At 68.2% G+C, this 16,990-nt stretch carries 18 protein-coding genes; 14 read left to right on the top strand and 4 right to left on the bottom strand.

The annotated features are described in order from the left end of the window. Nucleotides 1–12: 12 nt before the first annotated feature. From VFG33_RS28795 to VFG33_RS28780, 4 genes are all read right to left on the bottom strand, one after another. On the bottom strand, nucleotides 13–1,932 hold the full coding sequence (locus tag VFG33_RS28795) for a hypothetical protein (protein ID WP_325056114.1): 1,920 nt from the start codon (nucleotides 1,930–1,932) through the stop codon (nucleotides 13–15). A 98-nt stretch (nucleotides 1,933–2,030) separates the two neighbouring features. Then, on the bottom strand, nucleotides 2,031–2,831 hold the full coding sequence (locus VFG33_RS28790; protein WP_325056113.1) for a DUF1700 domain-containing protein: 801 nt from the start codon (nucleotides 2,829–2,831) through the stop codon (nucleotides 2,031–2,033). Nucleotides 2,832–2,864: 33 nt separating this feature from the next. Continuing rightward, nucleotides 2,865–3,428, bottom strand: a complete 564-nt coding sequence (locus VFG33_RS28785) for a hypothetical protein (protein WP_325056112.1) — start codon at nucleotides 3,426–3,428, stop codon at nucleotides 2,865–2,867. A gap of 53 nt (nucleotides 3,429–3,481) precedes the next feature. Next, nucleotides 3,482–3,973 carry an inorganic diphosphatase gene (locus tag VFG33_RS28780; RefSeq protein WP_325056111.1) on the bottom strand — a complete coding sequence of 164 codons (492 nt, stop codon included), beginning with the start codon at nucleotides 3,971–3,973 and terminating at the stop codon, nucleotides 3,482–3,484. Between the two features lie 50 nt (nucleotides 3,974–4,023). Between VFG33_RS28780 and dacB the strand changes: the two genes are divergently transcribed. The 14 genes from dacB to VFG33_RS28710 all read left to right on the top strand — a co-directional run bounded on the left by dacB (nucleotide 4,024) and on the right by VFG33_RS28710 (nucleotide 16,860). Next, nucleotides 4,024–5,406, top strand: coding sequence for a D-alanyl-D-alanine carboxypeptidase/D-alanyl-D-alanine endopeptidase (gene dacB / locus VFG33_RS28775; RefSeq protein WP_325056110.1), 1,383 nt, complete (start codon nucleotides 4,024–4,026; stop codon nucleotides 5,404–5,406). A gap of 42 nt (nucleotides 5,407–5,448) precedes the next feature. Continuing rightward, nucleotides 5,449–6,543 (top strand): Rv3626c family coenzyme F420 biosynthesis-associated protein, encoded by a 1,095-nt coding sequence (locus tag VFG33_RS28770; protein ID WP_325056109.1) that lies wholly within the window; start codon nucleotides 5,449–5,451, stop codon nucleotides 6,541–6,543. A 7-nt stretch (nucleotides 6,544–6,550) separates the two neighbouring features. Further along, a complete protein-coding gene (gene tilS, locus VFG33_RS28765; RefSeq protein WP_325056108.1) occupies nucleotides 6,551–7,579 on the top strand; it encodes a tRNA lysidine(34) synthetase TilS in 1,029 nt (342 codons plus the stop codon). Between the two features lie 5 nt (nucleotides 7,580–7,584). Further along, complete coding sequence (hpt, locus tag VFG33_RS28760) at nucleotides 7,585–8,136, top strand: hypoxanthine phosphoribosyltransferase (protein ID WP_325056107.1); 552 nt, start codon at nucleotides 7,585–7,587, stop codon at nucleotides 8,134–8,136. 180 nt (nucleotides 8,137–8,316) lie between these two features. Beyond that, on the top strand, nucleotides 8,317–10,347 hold the full coding sequence (gene ftsH / locus VFG33_RS28755) for an ATP-dependent zinc metalloprotease FtsH (RefSeq protein ID WP_325056106.1): 2,031 nt from the start codon (nucleotides 8,317–8,319) through the stop codon (nucleotides 10,345–10,347). 4 nt (nucleotides 10,348–10,351) lie between these two features. Continuing rightward, complete coding sequence (folE, locus tag VFG33_RS28750; protein WP_325056105.1) at nucleotides 10,352–10,924, top strand: GTP cyclohydrolase I FolE; 573 nt, start codon at nucleotides 10,352–10,354, stop codon at nucleotides 10,922–10,924. Nucleotides 10,925–11,057: 133 nt separating this feature from the next. After that, complete coding sequence (locus VFG33_RS28745; protein ID WP_325056104.1) at nucleotides 11,058–12,221, top strand: S1 family peptidase; 1,164 nt, start codon at nucleotides 11,058–11,060, stop codon at nucleotides 12,219–12,221. 138 nt (nucleotides 12,222–12,359) lie between these two features. Continuing rightward, nucleotides 12,360–13,157: a dihydropteroate synthase gene (folP, locus tag VFG33_RS28740; protein WP_325056139.1), complete on the top strand. Its 798-nt coding sequence runs from the start codon at nucleotides 12,360–12,362 to the stop codon at nucleotides 13,155–13,157. Further along, nucleotides 13,154–13,618 carry a nuclear transport factor 2 family protein gene (locus VFG33_RS28735; protein WP_325056103.1) on the top strand — a complete coding sequence of 155 codons (465 nt, stop codon included), beginning with the start codon at nucleotides 13,154–13,156 and terminating at the stop codon, nucleotides 13,616–13,618. Before folP ends, VFG33_RS28735 begins: the two co-directional genes overlap by 4 nt. Continuing rightward, entirely contained in the window at nucleotides 13,615–14,004 is a 390-nt protein-coding gene (gene folB / locus VFG33_RS28730; protein WP_325056102.1) for a dihydroneopterin aldolase, read from the top strand. The genes VFG33_RS28735 and folB overlap by 4 nt, the downstream gene beginning before the upstream one ends. Further along, the gene (folK, locus tag VFG33_RS28725; RefSeq protein ID WP_325056101.1) at nucleotides 14,001–14,567 is read left to right on the top strand and encodes a 2-amino-4-hydroxy-6-hydroxymethyldihydropteridine diphosphokinase; all 567 of its coding nucleotides are present in this window, start codon (nucleotides 14,001–14,003) and stop codon (nucleotides 14,565–14,567) included. The genes folB and folK overlap by 4 nt, the downstream gene beginning before the upstream one ends. Then, on the top strand, nucleotides 14,567–15,088 hold the full coding sequence (locus VFG33_RS28720; RefSeq protein ID WP_325056100.1) for a DUF3180 domain-containing protein: 522 nt from the start codon (nucleotides 14,567–14,569) through the stop codon (nucleotides 15,086–15,088). The genes folK and VFG33_RS28720 overlap by 1 nt, the downstream gene beginning before the upstream one ends. 11 nt (nucleotides 15,089–15,099) lie before the next feature. Continuing rightward, nucleotides 15,100–15,540, top strand: coding sequence for a hypothetical protein (locus VFG33_RS28715; protein ID WP_325056099.1), 441 nt, complete (start codon nucleotides 15,100–15,102; stop codon nucleotides 15,538–15,540). A gap of 363 nt (nucleotides 15,541–15,903) precedes the next feature. Continuing rightward, nucleotides 15,904–16,860 carry a hypothetical protein gene (locus VFG33_RS28710; RefSeq protein ID WP_325056098.1) on the top strand — a complete coding sequence of 319 codons (957 nt, stop codon included), beginning with the start codon at nucleotides 15,904–15,906 and terminating at the stop codon, nucleotides 16,858–16,860. Nucleotides 16,861–16,990: the final 130 nt, after the last annotated feature.

The following is a 16,990-nucleotide window of genomic DNA, read 5'->3' as shown; positions in this document are numbered from 1 at the left end:
ACCTCACCAGGGTCAGCGGAGGTGGTAGGCGTGGGTGATGGTCGTGGTGAAGTTGTTGCCGTGGGCATCGTGGGCGGTGGCTCGGAGCGAGGCAAAGAGGGCTCCGGAAGGGTGGCTGACGGTGGCGGTCCAGCCGGTGGGGGTCTTGTGGAGCTTGGCCCGCTTCCAGGTGACGCCGTCGTCGTACGAGATCTCTACTGAGCGGAGCGTTGCCGGGCCGCCTGTCGAGCCGGGTTGGCGGTGGACCGTGACCGGGAAGGTGAACGGTCCGCCGGCAGGTGCTGAGTTCTGCAGATCGACGGCGGGGTCGAAGCCGATTGTCAGTAGCGGGAGCACGCCGGTCCTGCTGGCATGGAAGGTCCACTCGGCGGTGACCTTGCTGGACAGCGGCCATTGCGGCAGGGTTCGGGTGACCTCTGAGGTGAGGCGGAGAGTGGATGCCGTGGCCGGGACCTTGAAGGTGCCGCGGCCCGGCTCGCCGCTCCTGCTCACCAGTCGGCCGTCCGCGAACAGTTCGGTGTCGCCAGTGTCGCCGGAGCTGCTGTCGTCCTCACCGACGAATCCAAGGTTTCCGTCGGAGTCCGATCGCAGCGGCAACTGCACCGTGATGGCGTCACCCTCTCGAGACGCGAGCGGCAGTCCATCTCGATCGAGCCCCAGCAAGGAGGGCGCCAGGACTGCCTTGCCCCAGTGCTCGTCCGCTCGACCGCGGGCGTAGGTGCTGTCGGCGGGTCGGAACGCCTGGTAGCCAGTACGAAGAACTCGCGACCACGTGATCGATTGCGGGGAGAAGTAACGCGTCTGCCGGGTGCCGGTGAGGATCCGCGAGGGGAAGTCGAACATCTCCAGGTCGTTCTGCCGGGCACCGATATTCGCGTAGCCCACCCGCTCGGCTCCCAGCGAGTAGTAGCCGGCCTGAACCCTCGCGAGTTCGCGGTTCGCCGGGCGGTAGGTCATGCCGGGGGCGATACCGCCGCTGTGAGCGAAGGCGAGTTCGTAGTGGTACGGACTGGCGGCAATGCCCTCCACGACGGCCCGGGTCGCTCGCGCCAGCCCGCTTCCCTCGTTGCCGAGGCTCAGCAGGACCGGGATCGCCTTGCCGTCTCGGGCCGAGATCTTCAGCATCGCGGTGAGGTACAGCGCTGCCGCACGTGCTCCGGCGTCGGCGAGTGCTTGCACCCGGACGCCGTACCGATCGGCTTCCGCGGGGCTCAAGGTGAACACGGCCAGCTTGCCGCGAAGGTCCTTCGCCTTGATCTCCGCAGGCAGCGCATGCCCCACGTCGACAACCTCGAGTTCGTGCCTGCCAGCGAGGCGCGGTTCCTCCAGGACCCACTCGACCGGAACCCGGAGCCGCTCGGGTGCGGTCGCTGTGAGACTGGCCTGCGGCTTCTCGAGTTGAACGCGCAGGTAGGAGTCCAGGTGCGGATGCGTGCCGGCGGTCGGTACTGCGTAAAGCTCGGAGTTGCCGCCGGCGGTCAGGCTGAAGTGGCTGCCGTTGTGACTGATTCGCAGACCCGCGCGTTGTTCGAGGATTTGTGCGTCGGGCTGCTCGACCTCGAGTTTGACGCGCTGCCCCGGTCGGGCGTCGAGGGTCAGCGTCCGGGCGGCATCCACCTGGAAGGTCGGCTCCGCGACGCTGGTCATCGCAGGACGGAACTGACCCGGGAACACCGAGTAGACCGCCGCTATTGCCGCGTACCGGCCTGCGGGCAGTTGCAGGGTTTCGCCCGGCCGCGCGAAGTACCAGGCCTCCGGATCTTCGAGGTCGGCGATGACCGTTTCGCTCGGCGAGATCGCCGCCTTGCCGTTGCGGCCGATCATGTCGATCTTCACCGCGTGGGTGCGATCGATGGGTGCCGGCACTGCGGTCGCTGGGGTGAGCGGGATCAGGGTGGTCAGGATCAGAAAGGCCAGGAGCTTGCGGGTCATCGAGTCTCCGTCACTGGTATGCGTCGCGCGGTACTATGCGAAGCTGAATAGCTGGTGAAAGAATTCCCGGCACCTGCTGGTGCCGGGAGATGGGTCGGTCAGTGGATCGAGTGGACCCCGCTGAAGTTGTAGCCGTCGTGGCCCCACGCGGACGTGCCGCCGATCAGGAGGATGGCCAAGGCCAGGATGGCGATGCTGTTCAGGGGGATCAGGAGCCAGAGCCAGCGGCGGTTGCGCTGCGAGAGGCGGTTGAGCCAGATCGACACGAGGGCGCCGACGACGGCTGCCGCCAGGAGTTGTGGCACATCAGTCGTCCTCGCGAGCACGCCGTACAGGGCGACGCCGCCTATCAGACCGCGGAGCACCCACCAGACCGGCTGGCCGACCTCGACCAGGTCGCGCTGGACTCCTGCGGGGAGTGCTGAATGCAGGCGGCGGACGCGACGCTCGTTGCGGCGCCAGACAGGCGTGCTGGTCACGATGGCCGGGTCGTGGCCATGTAAGGCCAGTAAACCGATAGCCGACGGGGCCAGGCCGACGGCAAGCCAACCGAACACGGCGGTCGTCGACTCACCGTCGAGGGCGAACCAGCAGATCAGCAACAGCGGCGTGATCGCGGTCGACAGTGCAAGCCAGCCAACGGCTGCAGCACCTCGACTTGTCGGACCGTAGCCGTCCGGCCGGGCCGGATAACCGGCGGCCGCGCGGAGCTGGTCGGCGTACTGCTGGGGACTGCCGAGACGTTCCTCCAGCAGTTCGGTCGTTGGGAGCTCGGTGCGCAGTTCGGTCAGGTGTGCGGTGATGTCGTCCATCACCTCGTCCAGCTCCATGGCCGGCAGATCGGCAAGCTCAGCGCGCACCTGGCTGAGATAGCTGTCGCTCGTCTCCGTGGTCGTCATGTCGCCCCTCCCGTAGGTGTTCTACAGTCCAGGCTACTGTGCAATGCAGAATAGTGCTACCAGCGACCGGGAACCGGCTCGAGGTCGGGCGCCGTAGTGGAGCGCGCGGTAGGCCCCAGGGCTGTAGCCGGGTTGGCCGAGGGCGTCGCTGGAGCAGACGACCGGGTGGCTGCGGGCGACACCGCGTGGATCGATGCCGATGATGTCGAAGTTCCAGAGGATGTCCGGGCTGAACCGGGTAGCGGCAGCGAACGCATAGCTGACGCCGGAACCGCCCGGTCCGCCCGGGTTGATGAACAGCGGGCCCTTGGAGTTCGCAGGGTCGTCGGCTGGACGCTTCGCCATCGCCAGCTCGAAGGTCGCACCCTGCGGCTTGGCCCCGTCGACGGGCAGGGTGATCGTGCCGCACGACATCGTCGGCAGTTCCTCGCAGGGTGCCCAGGTGATCGATCGGGGGGCCGGAGCCGGGGTCGCCGTGGCCTGGACTGCGAGGCCCGCGGTCAGCAGTACCAGGGCGGAACCGGCCGCGGCCGGTCTGATCAGTCGCTGCCAGGTCAGCTCGAGCCCCTCCGTCTGCGCATACCGGACGGAGCGCAACCTACCGCCGCCGTGGAGTCACCGGCAGGTCCATTGCAGCTACGTGCAACAGATCAATGCGACGGGTCGGCCTTGAGGCGGTTGAAGGAGGCGGTGATCTCGGCTTCGGCGTCGGCTCGGCCGACCCAGCTGGCGCCCTCGACGGACTTGCCCGGCTCCAGGTCCTTGTAGACCTCGAAGAAGTGCTGGATCTCCAGCCGGTCGAACTCCGGCAGGTGATGGATGTCGCGCAGGTGCTCCTGGCGCGGGTCGCCGGCGGGCACGCAGACGACCTTGTCGTCCGGGCCCTTCTCGTCGGTCATCCGGAACATGCCGATCGCGCGAGCCTTGATCAGGCAGCCCGGGAAGGTCGGCTCGGGCAGCAGCACCAGGGCGTCCAGCGGATCGCTGTCCTGCCCGAGGGTGTCCTCGATGAACCCGTAGTCGGCCGGATACTGGGTCGAGGTGAACAGGGTCCGGTCGAGCCGCAGCCGGTTCGTCTTGTGATCCAGCTCGTACTTGTTGCGGGTGCCCTTGGGGATCTCGATGAAGACGTCGAACTCCATACGGCAGATACTGTCACGGTTCGGACCGATGAAATGACAGGAGCAGCCTGGTGGCCCGTCCTCCCCGTGCGGTCTTCGTCACGCTGGCCGCCGGCGCAGTACTGGCCGGACTGGTGAGCGGGGCGCAGGCAGTGCCCCCTTCGTCGCAGAGTGACACCGCGTCGCAGAGTGACACCACTGCGTCGGCTGCGCTCGCCGTGCTTCCGCCTGCGACGACGGAAGGCGCCGCGCCCACCGCCGCCGGCGTACAGAAGGCTCTACAGCCCGTACTGCGGGACCCGTCGCTCGGCAAGCACTACGGGGCCTACGTGTACGACGCGTCGAGGGGCAAGGCTGTCTACTCGGTCGGCAACGCCAAGCCGTTCGTCCCGGCGTCGACCATGAAGCTGCTGACCACTGTCGCGGCGCTGGAGACGCTGGGCCCGGACCACTGGTTCACCACCAAGACTGTGCTTGCTGCGAACGGCACGCTCATCCTGGTCGGCGGCGGCGATCCCCTGCTCACCATCAAGCGCTCCAGCGACCCGCTGGATTTCCCGCCGCGCGCCACCCTGCAGGACCTGGCCACCAGTACTGCGCGCGCTCTCAAGGCCGAGGGGGTCCTCAGCGTCACCCTCGGGTACGACGCGACCTTGTTCGAGGGCCCGGCCGCCAACGCCAAGTGGGAGCCGAAGTACGTCACCGAGGGCATCGCCGCCCGCACCTCCGCTCTCTGGGTGAACGAGGGCCGGGTGTCGCCAGGCATGGCGAAGCGGGCCACTTCCCCGGCGCAGGCGGCCGCGACCTCGTTCGCCACGCTGCTGCAGGCGGCTGGGATCAAGGTGGCCAGGAGCGTCAAGCCGACGACTGCGTCCTCGTCCGCGAACAACGTTGCGGAGGTTCGCTCGGCTTCAATCGGGGAGATCGTGGAGTACGTGAATCTGCACAGCGACAACGACGGCGCCGAGGTGCTGCTGCGGCACGTCGGGATCGCCACGGAGAACGGCGGATCCTACGCGGGTGGGCTGACGGGGCTCCGGGCCACGCTGACCAAGCTCGGCGTGAACGTCAGCAAGGCCCGGTTGGAGGACGGCAGCGGGTTGTCCCGGACGAACCAGGTGCCGTTGGACGTGCTGGCAGGTGCTCTCCGGGTGGCTGCGGCCAGGCCTGAGTTGCGTCACCTGATCAGCGGACTGCCGGTCGCCGGGTTCACGGGCAGTCTCGAGGAGAGGTTCGCCGGGCCGGGCACGGCCGCCGGCACCGGCCTGGTCCGGGCCAAGACCGGGACGCTGACGAGCGTGCACTCCCTGGCCGGGCTGGTCCGGGACCGCACCGGCACGCTGCTGGTGTTCGTTGTTGCCACCGACAGCGCGCCACCCGACAAGGCCCTCGCCGCCCGCGCGGCCCTCGACCGAGCCGCCGCCACCCTCGCCAACTGCGGCTGCGCAGCCTGAGGTCGGCAGGCGCATGTTGGAACATGGCACTAGGGTCGAATCATGAGTACGGCGGAAGGTAGTACGGCGCCTGAGATGGTCGACTGGCAGCTGGCGACCGGGGTGGCACGCAAGCTGCTACGGCCCGGGCCGGTGGTCAGTCGCGCCGAGGCGGACCAGGTGGTTTCCGAGCTGCGGCAGTTCGCCGCTGACTCCGAGCACCACGTGCGGGAGTTCACCGGACTGCAGGCCACCTCGGCCACCGCGCCTGTGGTGATCGTGGACCGGCCCGGCTGGGTGCAGGCCAACGCCGACGGGTTCCGGACCGTTCTGCAACCGCTTGCGGACAAGCTGCGCGAGAAGCAGGAGCGCACCGGCGGCCTGTCGTCGGCAGTGGGTTCCAGAGTCACCGCGATCGAGGCGGGCGCTCTGCTGGCCTTCCTCTCTTCTCGCGTGCTGGGCCAGTTCGACCCGTTCTACGCGCCCGAGCCCGACCCGAACCGGCCCGACGTGACCGGGCGGTTGCTGCTGGTCGCGCCGAACGTGATGCACGTGGAGTCCGAGCTGGGCGTCGTACCGCGGGACTTCCGGCTCTGGGTCTGCCTGCACGAGGAGACCCACCGGGTGCAGTTCACCGCGGTCCCTTGGCTGCGGGACCACCTGCGGTCCGAGATCGCCCTGTTCCTGGACCAGGCCGAGCTGGACGCCTCGGCGTACGCGGCGATGTTCCGCGAGGCCGTGCAGCGGCTGGGCCGGTCGGTGAAGGGCGAGGGTGAGCTGAGCCTGGTCGACCTGATGCAGTCGCCCGAGCAGCGCGCCGTACTGGACCGGCTGACCGCGGTGATGTCACTGCTCGAGGGCCATGCGGACTTCGTGATGGATGGCGTCGGGCCGAGCGTGATCCCGACCGTTGACCAGATCCGGGCCAAGTTCACGTCCCGGCGGACGAGTGGCAACCCGCTGGACCAGCTGCTGAAGCGGCTGCTCGGCCTGGACGCCAAGCTGAAGCAGTACCAGGACGGTGCGGCCTTCGTCCGGCGCGTGGTCGACCGGGTCGGTATGGAGGGCTTCAACAGGGTCTGGACCGGGCCGAACACGCTGCCCACCAAGAACGAGATCGCCAACCCGGATGCCTGGGTCTCCCGACTCAACGGCTGATCCCGCTGTGTCGGCTGACTCTGAAGGGCTGGTCGACAGCCGCCGGGGCAAGCTGCATCCTGCGGTGGCACGGGTGCGGGAGACCGTCCGCGCGTCGCTGGAGGACCTGCCGCGTGACACCACGGTGCTCGTGGCCTGCTCGGGCGGCGCCGATTCACTCGCACTCGCCGCAGCCACTGCCTTCGAAGCGCCCAAGCTAGGACTGCGAGCAGGCGCAGTCATCGTGGACCACGGACTGCAGGAGAACTCAGCGAAGGTTGCGGCGACCGCGGCCGAGCAGTGCCGGTCCCTGGGGCTCGAGCCGGTCCAGGTGCGTGCAGTCGAGGTCGGCACGGTCGGGGGACCCGAGGGAGCCGCCCGGACCGCCCGGTACGACGCGCTGCGCGAGGCGGCCGACGAGCTGGGCGCGGACGTGGTCCTGCTCGCCCACACCCGGGACGACCAGGCCGAGACAGTATTGCTAGGCCTGGCCCGTGGTTCTGGAGCCCGCTCGCTCGCTGGAATGGCACCTACTGCCGGCGTACTCCGGCGGCCGCTGCTGGACGTTCCCCGGGCTACGACGGCGGCTGCATGTATTGCGTCGGGCCTGCGCCCGTGGCATGACCCGCACAACGACGACCCGCAGTACAGGCGGGTGCGGGTGCGGCACGAGGTGCTGCCAGTGATGGAGGAGGCCCTCGGACCCGGCGTACTGGAGGCCCTAGCCCGTACTGCGGGGCTGTTGCGGGCCGATGCGGATGCGCTCGACGTGCTGGCCGCGGACCTGGCCGAGACCGCGGTACGGCGGACCGAGGACGAGGTGGTCTGCGACGTCGGCATGCTCGAGGTGGAACCGGCGGCGATCCGCACCCGGGCTCTGCGGCAGGCGGCGCTGGAGGCGGGCTGCCGTGCGACGGATCTCACAGCCGGCCACGTCGCGGCCGTGGACGCACTCGTCACCGACTGGCGCGGCCAGCGCTGGATCGACCTGCCGCAAGGCGTCCGGGCGATCCGGCGGGCCGGATTCATCGTCCTGGCGCAAGGTATGACAGGCTGACCCGCGTGGATGCTTCGGACATCGAGAAGGACCTGAGCAAGATCCATTACACCGAGGAGCAGATCCTCGCCCGGCTGCGTGAGCTGGCCCGCCAGATCGAGCAGGACTACGACGGCAAGGACCTCCTCATCGTCGGGGTGCTGCGGGGCGCGGTGATGGTGATGGCCGATCTGGCCCGGTCGTTCAACCGGCACGTCGAGATGGACTGGATGGCGGTCTCGTCGTACGGGTCCGGCACCAAGTCGTCCGGGGTGGTCCGGATCCAGAAGGACCTGGACACCGACATCACCAACCGGCACGTGCTGATCGTCGAGGACATCATCGACACCGGCCTGACGCTGACCTGGCTGGTCAGCAACCTGCTCTCCCGCAAGCCCGCCTCGCTGGAGCTCTGCACCGCCTTCCGGAAGCCGGACGCGGCCAAGATGGCGGTGCCGGTCAAGTACGTCGGGCTCGAGCTGCCGGACGAGTTCGTGGTCGGCTACGGCCTGGACTATGCGGAGAAGTACCGCAACCTACGCTGCGTGGCCACCCTCGCCCCGCACGTCTATTCCTGAGCCTCTGAAGTCTGCTGGACCCGGGATTTGTGACAGGCTGTAGACAGGGACGTACCGTCGTTCGGTGACCCTCGTGGTGGGCAGGCTTGCCCGACACGAGACACTTGGACAAGTGTTACCGTCTAAGGCCCCCACACCCGGGCCTGCTGAGCTAGGAGGGACGGGGCGTAGGCCTCGATCATGGACGTGAAGCGCATCTTCCGCGGACCCCTGTTCTGGATCGTCATCGCCTTCCTGGGCGTGCTGGTGATCGGACAGCTGCTGACCGGCTCGAGCGGGTACAAGACCGAGTCCACCGGCCAGGTCGTCCAGCTGATCCAGCAGGCGACCACGTCGAGCGACAAGTCGCTCAAGGCGGTGACGCTGATCGACCCGGACCAGGAGATCCGGATCGAGAAGACCGACGGCACCAAGGTGCGGGCGTTCTGGGTGGACGGCCAGGCGAACACGCTGGGAACCCAGCTGCAGACGCTGTTCCAGGACGGCAAGCTGGAGACCTATGACGTGGAGAACCCGAAGCCGAGCTTCATCGGCCAGGTGTTCTCGACGCTGATCCCGTTCCTGCTGATCGCCGTGGTCTTCATCTTCTTGATGAACTCGATGCAGGGTGGCGGCTCCCGGGTGATGAGCTTCGCCAAGTCGAAGGCCAAGCTGGTCACCAAGGACACTCCGAAGACGACGTTCGCGGACGTGGCCGGGGCCGACGAGGCGATCGAGGAGCTCGGCGAGATCAAGGAGTTCCTCCAGGAGCCGGGCAAGTTCCAGGCTGTCGGGGCGAAGATCCCCAAGGGCGTGCTGCTGTACGGCCAGCCGGGTACCGGTAAGACGCTGCTGGCCAGGGCTGTCGCCGGTGAGGCGGGCGTGCCGTTCTACTCGATCTCCGGTTCGGACTTCGTCGAGATGTTCGTCGGTGTCGGTGCCTCCCGGGTGCGCGATCTGTTCGAGACGGCCAAGACCAACGCCCCGGCGATCATCTTCATCGACGAGATCGACGCCGTCGGCCGGCACCGTGGCGCGGGCCTCGGCGGTGGGCACGACGAGCGCGAGCAGACGCTGAACCAGTTGCTGGTCGAGATGGACGGCTTCGACGTGCGCGGCGGGGTCATCCTGATCGCGGCCACCAACCGTCCGGACGTACTCGACCCGGCGCTGCTGCGCCCGGGCCGGTTCGACCGGCAGATCGCCGTCGACGCTCCGGACCTGCCGGGTCGCGAGCAGATCCTGAAGGTCCACTCGCGCGGCAAGCCGATGAGCGAGGACGCGGACCTGCGGGCCGTCGCCCGCCGGACCCCCGGGTTCACCGGTGCGGACCTGGCGAATGTGCTGAACGAGGCGGCCCTGCTGACCGCCCGGCTGAACAAGCAGCAGATCGACAAGTACGCGCTGGACGAGGCGATCGACCGGGTCATCGCAGGCCCGCAGCGCCGGACCAGGTTGATGTCGGACAAGGAGAAGGTGCTCACGGCGTACCACGAGGGCGGGCACGCCCTGGTCGCCGCGGCGCTGCCGCACTCCGACCCGGTGCACAAGGTGACGATCCTGCCGCGCGGCCGCGCCCTCGGTTACACGATGGTGCTGCCCGATGAGGACAAGTACTCGACCACCCGCTCGGAGATGCTCGACAAGCTGGCCTACATGCTCGGCGGTCGGGCCGCCGAGGAGATGGTCTTCCACGACCCGACCACGGGTGCCAGCAACGACATCGAGAAGGCGACCGCGCTCGCCCGGGCGATGGTCACGCAGTACGGGATGACAGAGCGGCTCGGTGCGATCCAGTACGGCCAGGACTCCGGTGAGCCGTTCCTGGGCAGGGATCTGGGCAGCCAGCGCAACTACTCCGAGGAGATCGCCGCGGCGGTCGACGAGGAGGTCGGCAAGCTGATCCTGAACGCGCACCAGGAGGCCTTCGACATCCTGGTGGAGAACCGTGCGGTGCTGGACGCCCTGGTCGAGGAGCTGCTCGAGAAGGAGACGCTCGACAAGGCCGAGATCGCCCGTGTGTTCGCGCCGATCCAGAAGCGCGAGCTGCGGCCGGCCTGGACCGGTTCGTCCACCCGGGCGCCGTCCGAGCAGCCGCCGGTGATGCCGCTGCCGAGTAAGGGCGAGCAGAACGGTTCGCTGCAGGATGTGATCCCCGGTGGCTCGATCGGGCCGGACGAGGCCGCGCACGGCCCGAACTACGGCAGTGGTCCGACGCCGCCTGCGGAGTGACGGATTGACCTCGCCGGAGTTCGACCACGACCGGGCCGAACGCGCGATCCGCGAACTCCTGATCGCGATCGGCGAGGACCCTGATCGTGAAGGACTGAAGGACACCCCCGCCCGGGTCGCGCGCTCGTACGCCGAGATCACGGCCGGGCTGGGGCAGTCCGCCGAGGAGGTCCTGAGCACCACCTTCGAGCTCGAGCACGACGAGCTGATCCTGGTCAAGGACATCGAGGTCTGGTCGATCTGCGAGCATCACCTGGTCCCGTTCACCGGGGTGGCGCACGTCGGGTACATCCCGAACGTGGACGGGCGGATCACCGGGCTGTCCAAGCTGGCCCGGCTGGTCGACGTGTACGCGAAACGCCCGCAGGTGCAGGAGCGGCTGACCACCCAGGTGGCGGAATCCCTGGTGGAACTGCTGAAACCGCGCGGGGTGATCGTGGTGATCGAGTGCGAACACCTCTGTATGACGATGCGCGGCGTCCGGAAACCGGGCGCCCGGACGATCACTTCGGCCGTGCGCGGCCAGCTCCGCAACCCGGTCACCCGCGCCGAGGCGATGAGCCTGATCGTCGGCTGACCCCATAGCTTCGGACCGGCCATGCTCGTTGGCCCTTTGGCAGCGATTGCCCATGGACATTCCGTGTCTGAACGTTTACGTTCCGTAGTGGCGTTCTGTCTCGGGGACAGGGCGCTGTCGTGAGGAGGAACGTATGGCAGGGCGTTTTCGGGTCGGCGCCGCACTCACCGGGGTCGTCGCCCTGACGGCTGCCGGGCTGATCGCGGCGAACGGCGCGCAAGCGGACCACCAAACCAGGAGCTCGACCTCGACGACCGGGGCGGTGGGGCAGGGTTCGAATTCAACAACAGCGCTGCTGCAGAACCGTCAGGCGCTGGCGGCCGATCAGGTGGAGAACCAGCTGGGCTCCGGTGTGGTCGGCAGCTACTTCGACGACGCGGGCGACCTGGTCGTCGCCGTCTCGGACGAAGCGACCGCCGAACTGGTCCGCGCGGTCGGCGCGATTCCCAAGCTGATCCAGTTCACCGCCGCCCAGCTCAACTCCGTGCAGTCCGAGCTCGACCAGATCGCGACCGGCTCCAGCGCGGGCAAGGTCAAGTCCTGGTACGTCGATCCGGTGTCCGGCACCGTCGTCGTCACCGCGCCCACGGACGCCCGGGACCCGCTCACCCAGCGGTTCCTGAAGAAGGCCCGGGCCAACGGCGCCAAGGTGACTGTGCACGACTCACCGGGCCAGGTCACCACCACGGCGGATGACTTCGGCCTGCTCGGCGGCATCCAGGTGGACAAGAACACCGGCTACACGTGCTCCCTCGGCTTCAACGCCCGGACGTCGAAGGGCACCCGGATCTTCCTGACCGCGGGCCACTGCACGTCCGGCAAACCGTCGTTCTCCCGCAACGGCTACATCCTCGGCGACACCCGGACCTCGAGCTTCCCCGGCAACGACTTCGGCACGGTGAGCGTGATCGACGGCTGGGACCAGCGCGGGGTGATCGAAGGCTGGGGTACCACCGACGTCGCAGTACGGGGGTATGCCAATGCGACCGTCGGCTCGCAGTTGTGCAAGTCCGGCAAGAGCACCAAGTGGACGTGCGGGCGGATCGTGGCCAAGAACGTCACCGTGAACTACGGCAACAACAAGGTCGTGAAGGGCCTGTTCCAGCACACCGCCTGCGTCGAGTCCGGTGACTCCGGCGGGGCCAACATGACCGGCAACTACGCCCAGGGCATCACCAGCGGAGCCGCCCTGATCAGCGGTCAGTGCATGGAGAAGTACGGGCAGCAGAACGAGTCGTACTCCCAACCGATCGGTGAGGCGCTGTCCGCTAGCAGCGCCTCATTGGTGCTGGGTTAGCGACCCCCGGCAGAGGCCGGGAGTTGATGGGGGCCCACCACCTAGGTGGGGCAGTTCGGCGGCCACTACGGTGGTCGGGTGCGAACTGCCCCACCGAGTCAGGTCCGAGGACTGCCGACGCCCGCCAGATGCCTGGTGATGGGCGTCGTCAACGTGACCCCGGACTCCTTCTCCGACGGCGGCGAGTGGTTCGAGCCGTCGGCGGCGATCAAGCACGGCAGGGAGATGCTGGCCGAGGGCGCCGACCTGCTCGACGTGGGTGGCGAGTCCACCCGGCCCGGGGCTGAACGGCCCTCGCAGGACGAGGAGCTCCGCCGGGTGATGCCCGTGATCGAGACCCTCGCGGCAGAAGGCGCGCTGGTCTCGATCGACACCATGCGATCCGAGGTCGCCGCACTCGCGCTCGATGCGGGTGCGGTGATGGTGAACGACGTGTCCGGTGGGCTGGCCGATCCGGAGATGCTCGGGCTGGTGGCGGATCGCGGCACGGCGTACGTGTGCATGCATTGGCGTGGGCACTCCGCCGACATGCAGAACAAGGCCGAGTACGACGACGTGGTGGCCGAGGTGATCACCGAACTCGGGTACCGGGTGGAGGCGATCCGGGCGGCCGGGATCGACCTTGGCAGGGTGGCGCTGGACCCGGGGCTGGGTTTCGCGAAGAACGCCGACCACAACTGGGAGGTGTTGCGCCGGCTGCGCGAGTTCGCCGTACTGGGACTGCCTTTGCTGATCGGTGCGTCCCGCAAGACGTTCCTAGGTAGGCTGCTCGCCGACGAGGAGACCGGCGAGCCCAGACCGGCCGTACGACGAGACGACGCGAGCGCGGCTGTCTCCGCCCTCGCTGCCGCGAGTGGGGCCTGGTGCGTCCGGGCCCATGCGGTGGCACCGAGCGCGGACGCAGTCCGGGTGGCTAGCAGGTGGGGAGCGGTATGACGGAAGAGCCGAGCGGTTCGAGGCGTGGCACGGGTGCCAGCGTCGAGGCCGTGGTGCTGAACGCCAACACCGCGTTCTACAACGCGTTCGAGGCGGGCGACCTGGATCTGATGGCGGCGGTGTGGCTGCCGGAGCCGGATCCGGTCTGCATCCATCCGGGGAACGCGGCGATCTCCGGCTACAACGAGATGATGCGGGCGTGGGCGATGATCTTCGCGAACACGCCGTACATCCAGTTCTTCCTCACCGACGTACAGGTGCGGGTAGATGAAGACGTGGCCTACGTCACGTGTACGGAGAATGTCCTGTCCTCGGGCGAAGGGGCGCCGGAGGAGGGTTTCGCCGGGGGTAAGGCACTCGCCACCAATGTCTTCAGGCGAACTTCTACCGGCTGGCGGTTGTGGATCCACCACGCCTCCCCGGTACTGTCGTCTGGGGGTCGACAGGAGGAGGCGGAATGAGCGGTCCCGTGATGCCTCCTGACGTGATCGAGATCCGCGGCATCCGGGGATTCGGACGGCACGGAGTGTTCGAGCACGAGCGGGCCGACGGGCAGGAGTTCATCGTGGACGTCCGGCTGGAGCTGGACACCCGGCCCGCGGCGGCCTCCGACGACCTGGCCGACACCGTGAACTACGGGGTGGTGGCCGAGCAGGTGCACGCCGCCATCGAGAACGACCCGGTCGACCTGATTGAGACACTGGCACAACGGATCGCGGCGCTGTGCCTCGCCGACCGGCGGGTGAGCGGAGCCGCGGTGACCATCCACAAACCCTCGGCGCCGATCAAGGTGCCGTTCGACGACGTTGTCCTGACCGTGCAGCGCAGATCCGGAGATACCCCGTGACCGAGACCCCCAGTCCCCACGTCATCGACGCGGACACCCTCAGCGGTGGCCTGAAGCCGATCCGCCAGGTGATCCTGTCGCTCGGCAGCAATCTCGGCGACCGCGAGGCGAACCTGCAGGGCGCCGTCGACGCACTGCGGGACACCCCTGACGTCGTGGTCGTCGACGTCTCACCGGTCTACGAGACAGCACCGGTGGGCGGACCGGACGATTCCGGCTCGTACCTGAACATCGTGCTGCTCGCGGACACCACGCTGTCCGTCGACACCCTGCTGGACCGCGCGCACGCCGTCGAGCAGGCGTTCGGCCGGGAGCGCAGCGTGCCCGGCGCGCCGCGGACCCTGGACGTCGACCTGATCACGTACGGCAAGAAGGAGATCGAGTCCGAGGAGCTGACGGTGCCGCATCCGCGGGCGCACGAGCGCGCCTTCGTGCTGGCGCCCTGGCTCGACATCGAGCCGGACGCGGTGCTGCCCGGCGTCGGCCCGGTGGCGGACCTGCTGGCCAAGGTCGGTACCGAAGGCGTCAAGCGGCTCGACGACCTGAGTATCGAGCTCGGGTAGTGGCGTCCGGCGGGACCGGCCCGGGCAGCAAGCCCGGAGCCGGCAAGGAGCCGCCGCGGCCCGGTTCGGTCCGGCCGACCTCGCGTCGGCTGCTGGTCGCGATCGCCGTCCTCGGGGCGGCGATCGGCCTCACTCTGGTGCGGGCGATCGAGTCCGGCGGCGGCGTCGCTCCGACGGTGTCCTGGCTCACCCTCGTCGCCTGGAGCTTCCTGGCCGCGCTGCTGTTCGGCACGGCCCGCAACACCCACCAGCGGGTCCAGGTGCGCCGGGAGCGGATCGAGCCGTCCCGCGCGGTCTTCCTGCTGATGATCGGGAAAGCCAGCGCTTTCGTCGGCGCGTTGTGCACCGGCGTGTACGCAGGGTTCGCGTTATCCTTCCTGGACGCGGTGAGCGCCTCGGGGCCCCGCAACCGGGTGATCACCTCCGGCATCGCGGCGGTGATCTCAGTGCTGGTCGTCACGGCCGGATTGCTGCTCGAACGCGCGTGTCGTATCCCGGAAGACCCCGAAGACACCCCCTAACATGTCGGTCCATGGGGTCAAGGGGTAGCCGCCGTCGAACCAGGACCACAATTCTCACCATCGCCAACAGCCTGCTGGTGGTCGTCTGCCTGGGCGTCAGTATCGCCCTGTTCTCCCAGAACCAGTGGATCCTCCGCGCCGCCGCGATCGGCGCCGTCCTGGTCGCCGTCGGCGCCTCGGTGCTGATCCGCCACCAACTCCTGGTCGAACGCCTGGCCCACAGCGACGACCGCGCCCAGGTGGCGCAGGAGTACTCCCGCATCACCAGCGCCCGCGTGGTCGAGAACGCCGAGTTCGTCGACCTGATGCAACGCCGCCTGGACCGCATCGACCAACGCCTCGACAAGATCGACGAGGAGGTCGCCACCGTAGTAGCCGCCGGCGACAAACACTCCATAGCCGACGCCCCCACAGTCGTAGACCTAAAACTCCGCGGCCTCGCCGCCTCCTGACTCAAGTACTCCGCGAGTATGGGACACCGTGCGTGGAAGGAAGTTCGAGCCGAGCGCATCAACACCCCAGAGGCTGAGGCGGAGGTTGCCGCTGTGCGACGGCAGCACGGCCTCACTGGACTGTGAGGGGGTTTGGGCGACGAGCTGGATGCACGATGCGAACGATGACATTGCGCCGCGGCTCGGGTTGCCGCCGTTGCCTGTAGTGGAGTGGGCTTCTGACGATGACGACGCTGCACTGGAAGACGCGCGAGGTCGGCTGGGCCGGTGGTCGCCCGTTCATACTGCCTGATCTGCGGCCGAGCGCCCGGTTGTCCACAGCCCCATCCGCGCGCGCCGCCGATTTCGTTCATCCTGGATCGGGTGGAGTGGTGGTGGCAGCAGCAGCTCGAGGACGAGGGCATCGAGGTTCTGATCCATGTGCAGAACCGGATCGTCTCCCGAGCCCAACTACTGGCGGCCCAGTGGTCTGAAGCAGATATCCGTCGTCCACTGCGGCGCCGGCGTTGGCAGACTATTCACCCTGGTGTCTACGCCACTCATACAGGACCGATCGGCTACGACGAGCGTCTGCTGGCAGCGTTGCTGTATGCGGGTCCGGACGCTGGATGGAGCCACTACACCGCGGCGGAGCAACTCGGTCTGCTCAAGGCCGACGACCGGCGACCGGTGTATCTGACGATCCCCGGGAAGCGGCGGGTTCGCCCTCGACCGAACGTGATGCTTTACCGTGACGAGCATTGGAAGGACCGGTTGGCGGCGGTGATTCCGCCGCGCAGTACGGCCGCGCACGCAGTGCTGGACATCGTCGCGATCTCGAACTCCGCCGACGAGGCAGCAGCAGTCATCGCCGAGGCCTGCCAGAGCGGCCGGGTCGATCCCGCCGCCATCCTGTCGGCGCTCGACGAGCGGCGCCGGCTCCGCTACCGCAGCGAACTACGACCGATCCTGGCCGACGTCGCGGCCGGCTCGCACTCACTCCTCGAACTCCGTTACCTGCGCGACGTGGAACGCCGCCACGGACTACCTGCGGGGGTTCGGCAGCGTCAGGTGGGCAAGGAATTCACCGACGTCGCCTATCCGAGGTTCGGGTTGGTGGTCGAGCTCGACGGGCGTTTCCACTTCGCGCCGCACCGGCGCTGGCGCGATCTGGACCGGGACAACCGCGCGACCCTGCGCGCCGAATCCACGTTGCGCTACGGGTGGTTCGACATCACCAGTAGGCCATGCGCTGCCGCCGTACAGGTCTTCCAGGTGCTGCGTCGCCGGGACCCGACCCTCAGCGCGACCCCTTGCGGTCCGACCTGCCAGCTTGCCTGATCCCATCCCACAAGCCGGAAACATCTGGTCGCCAGGTGCAAATTTGTTTCCGGCTTGTGCGGCCGCCGCCGGCCAATCGCCTACTTGTCGATGTCTCCTACTACGAAGAACATGGAGCCGAGGATGGCGA

The sequence above is a fragment of the Kribbella sp. genome, from assembly GCF_035687465.1.
GTDB lineage: Bacteria > Actinomycetota > Actinomycetes > Propionibacteriales > Kribbellaceae > Kribbella.
Note: the sequence above shows the minus strand (reverse complement) of the source record. Positions and strands in the feature narration are given on the sequence as shown.

Bases quoted from the DNA above. Each gene is read 5' to 3' on its own strand.
- VFG33_RS28795 (WP_325056114.1), bottom strand. From the start codon at position 1,932: ATGACCCGCAAGCTCCTGGCCTTTCTGATCCTGACCACCCTGATCCCG.
- VFG33_RS28780 (WP_325056111.1), bottom strand. From the start codon at position 3,973: ATGGAGTTCGACGTCTTCATCGAGATCCCCAAGGGCACCCGCAACAAG.
- VFG33_RS28770 (WP_325056109.1), top strand. From the start codon at position 5,449: ATGAGTACGGCGGAAGGTAGTACGGCGCCTGAGATGGTCGACTGGCAG.
- folP (WP_325056139.1), top strand. From the start codon at position 12,360: ATGGGCGTCGTCAACGTGACCCCGGACTCCTTCTCCGACGGCGGCGAG.
- VFG33_RS28735 (WP_325056103.1), top strand. From the start codon at position 13,154: ATGACGGAAGAGCCGAGCGGTTCGAGGCGTGGCACGGGTGCCAGCGTC.
- VFG33_RS28790 (WP_325056113.1), bottom strand. From the start codon at position 2,831: ATGACGACCACGGAGACGAGCGACAGCTATCTCAGCCAGGTGCGCGCT.
- folB (WP_325056102.1), top strand. From the start codon at position 13,615: ATGAGCGGTCCCGTGATGCCTCCTGACGTGATCGAGATCCGCGGCATC.
- ftsH (WP_325056106.1), top strand. From the start codon at position 8,317: ATGGACGTGAAGCGCATCTTCCGCGGACCCCTGTTCTGGATCGTCATC.
- VFG33_RS28715 (WP_325056099.1), top strand. From the start codon at position 15,100: ATGGGGTCAAGGGGTAGCCGCCGTCGAACCAGGACCACAATTCTCACC.
- VFG33_RS28745 (WP_325056104.1), top strand. From the start codon at position 11,058: ATGGCAGGGCGTTTTCGGGTCGGCGCCGCACTCACCGGGGTCGTCGCC.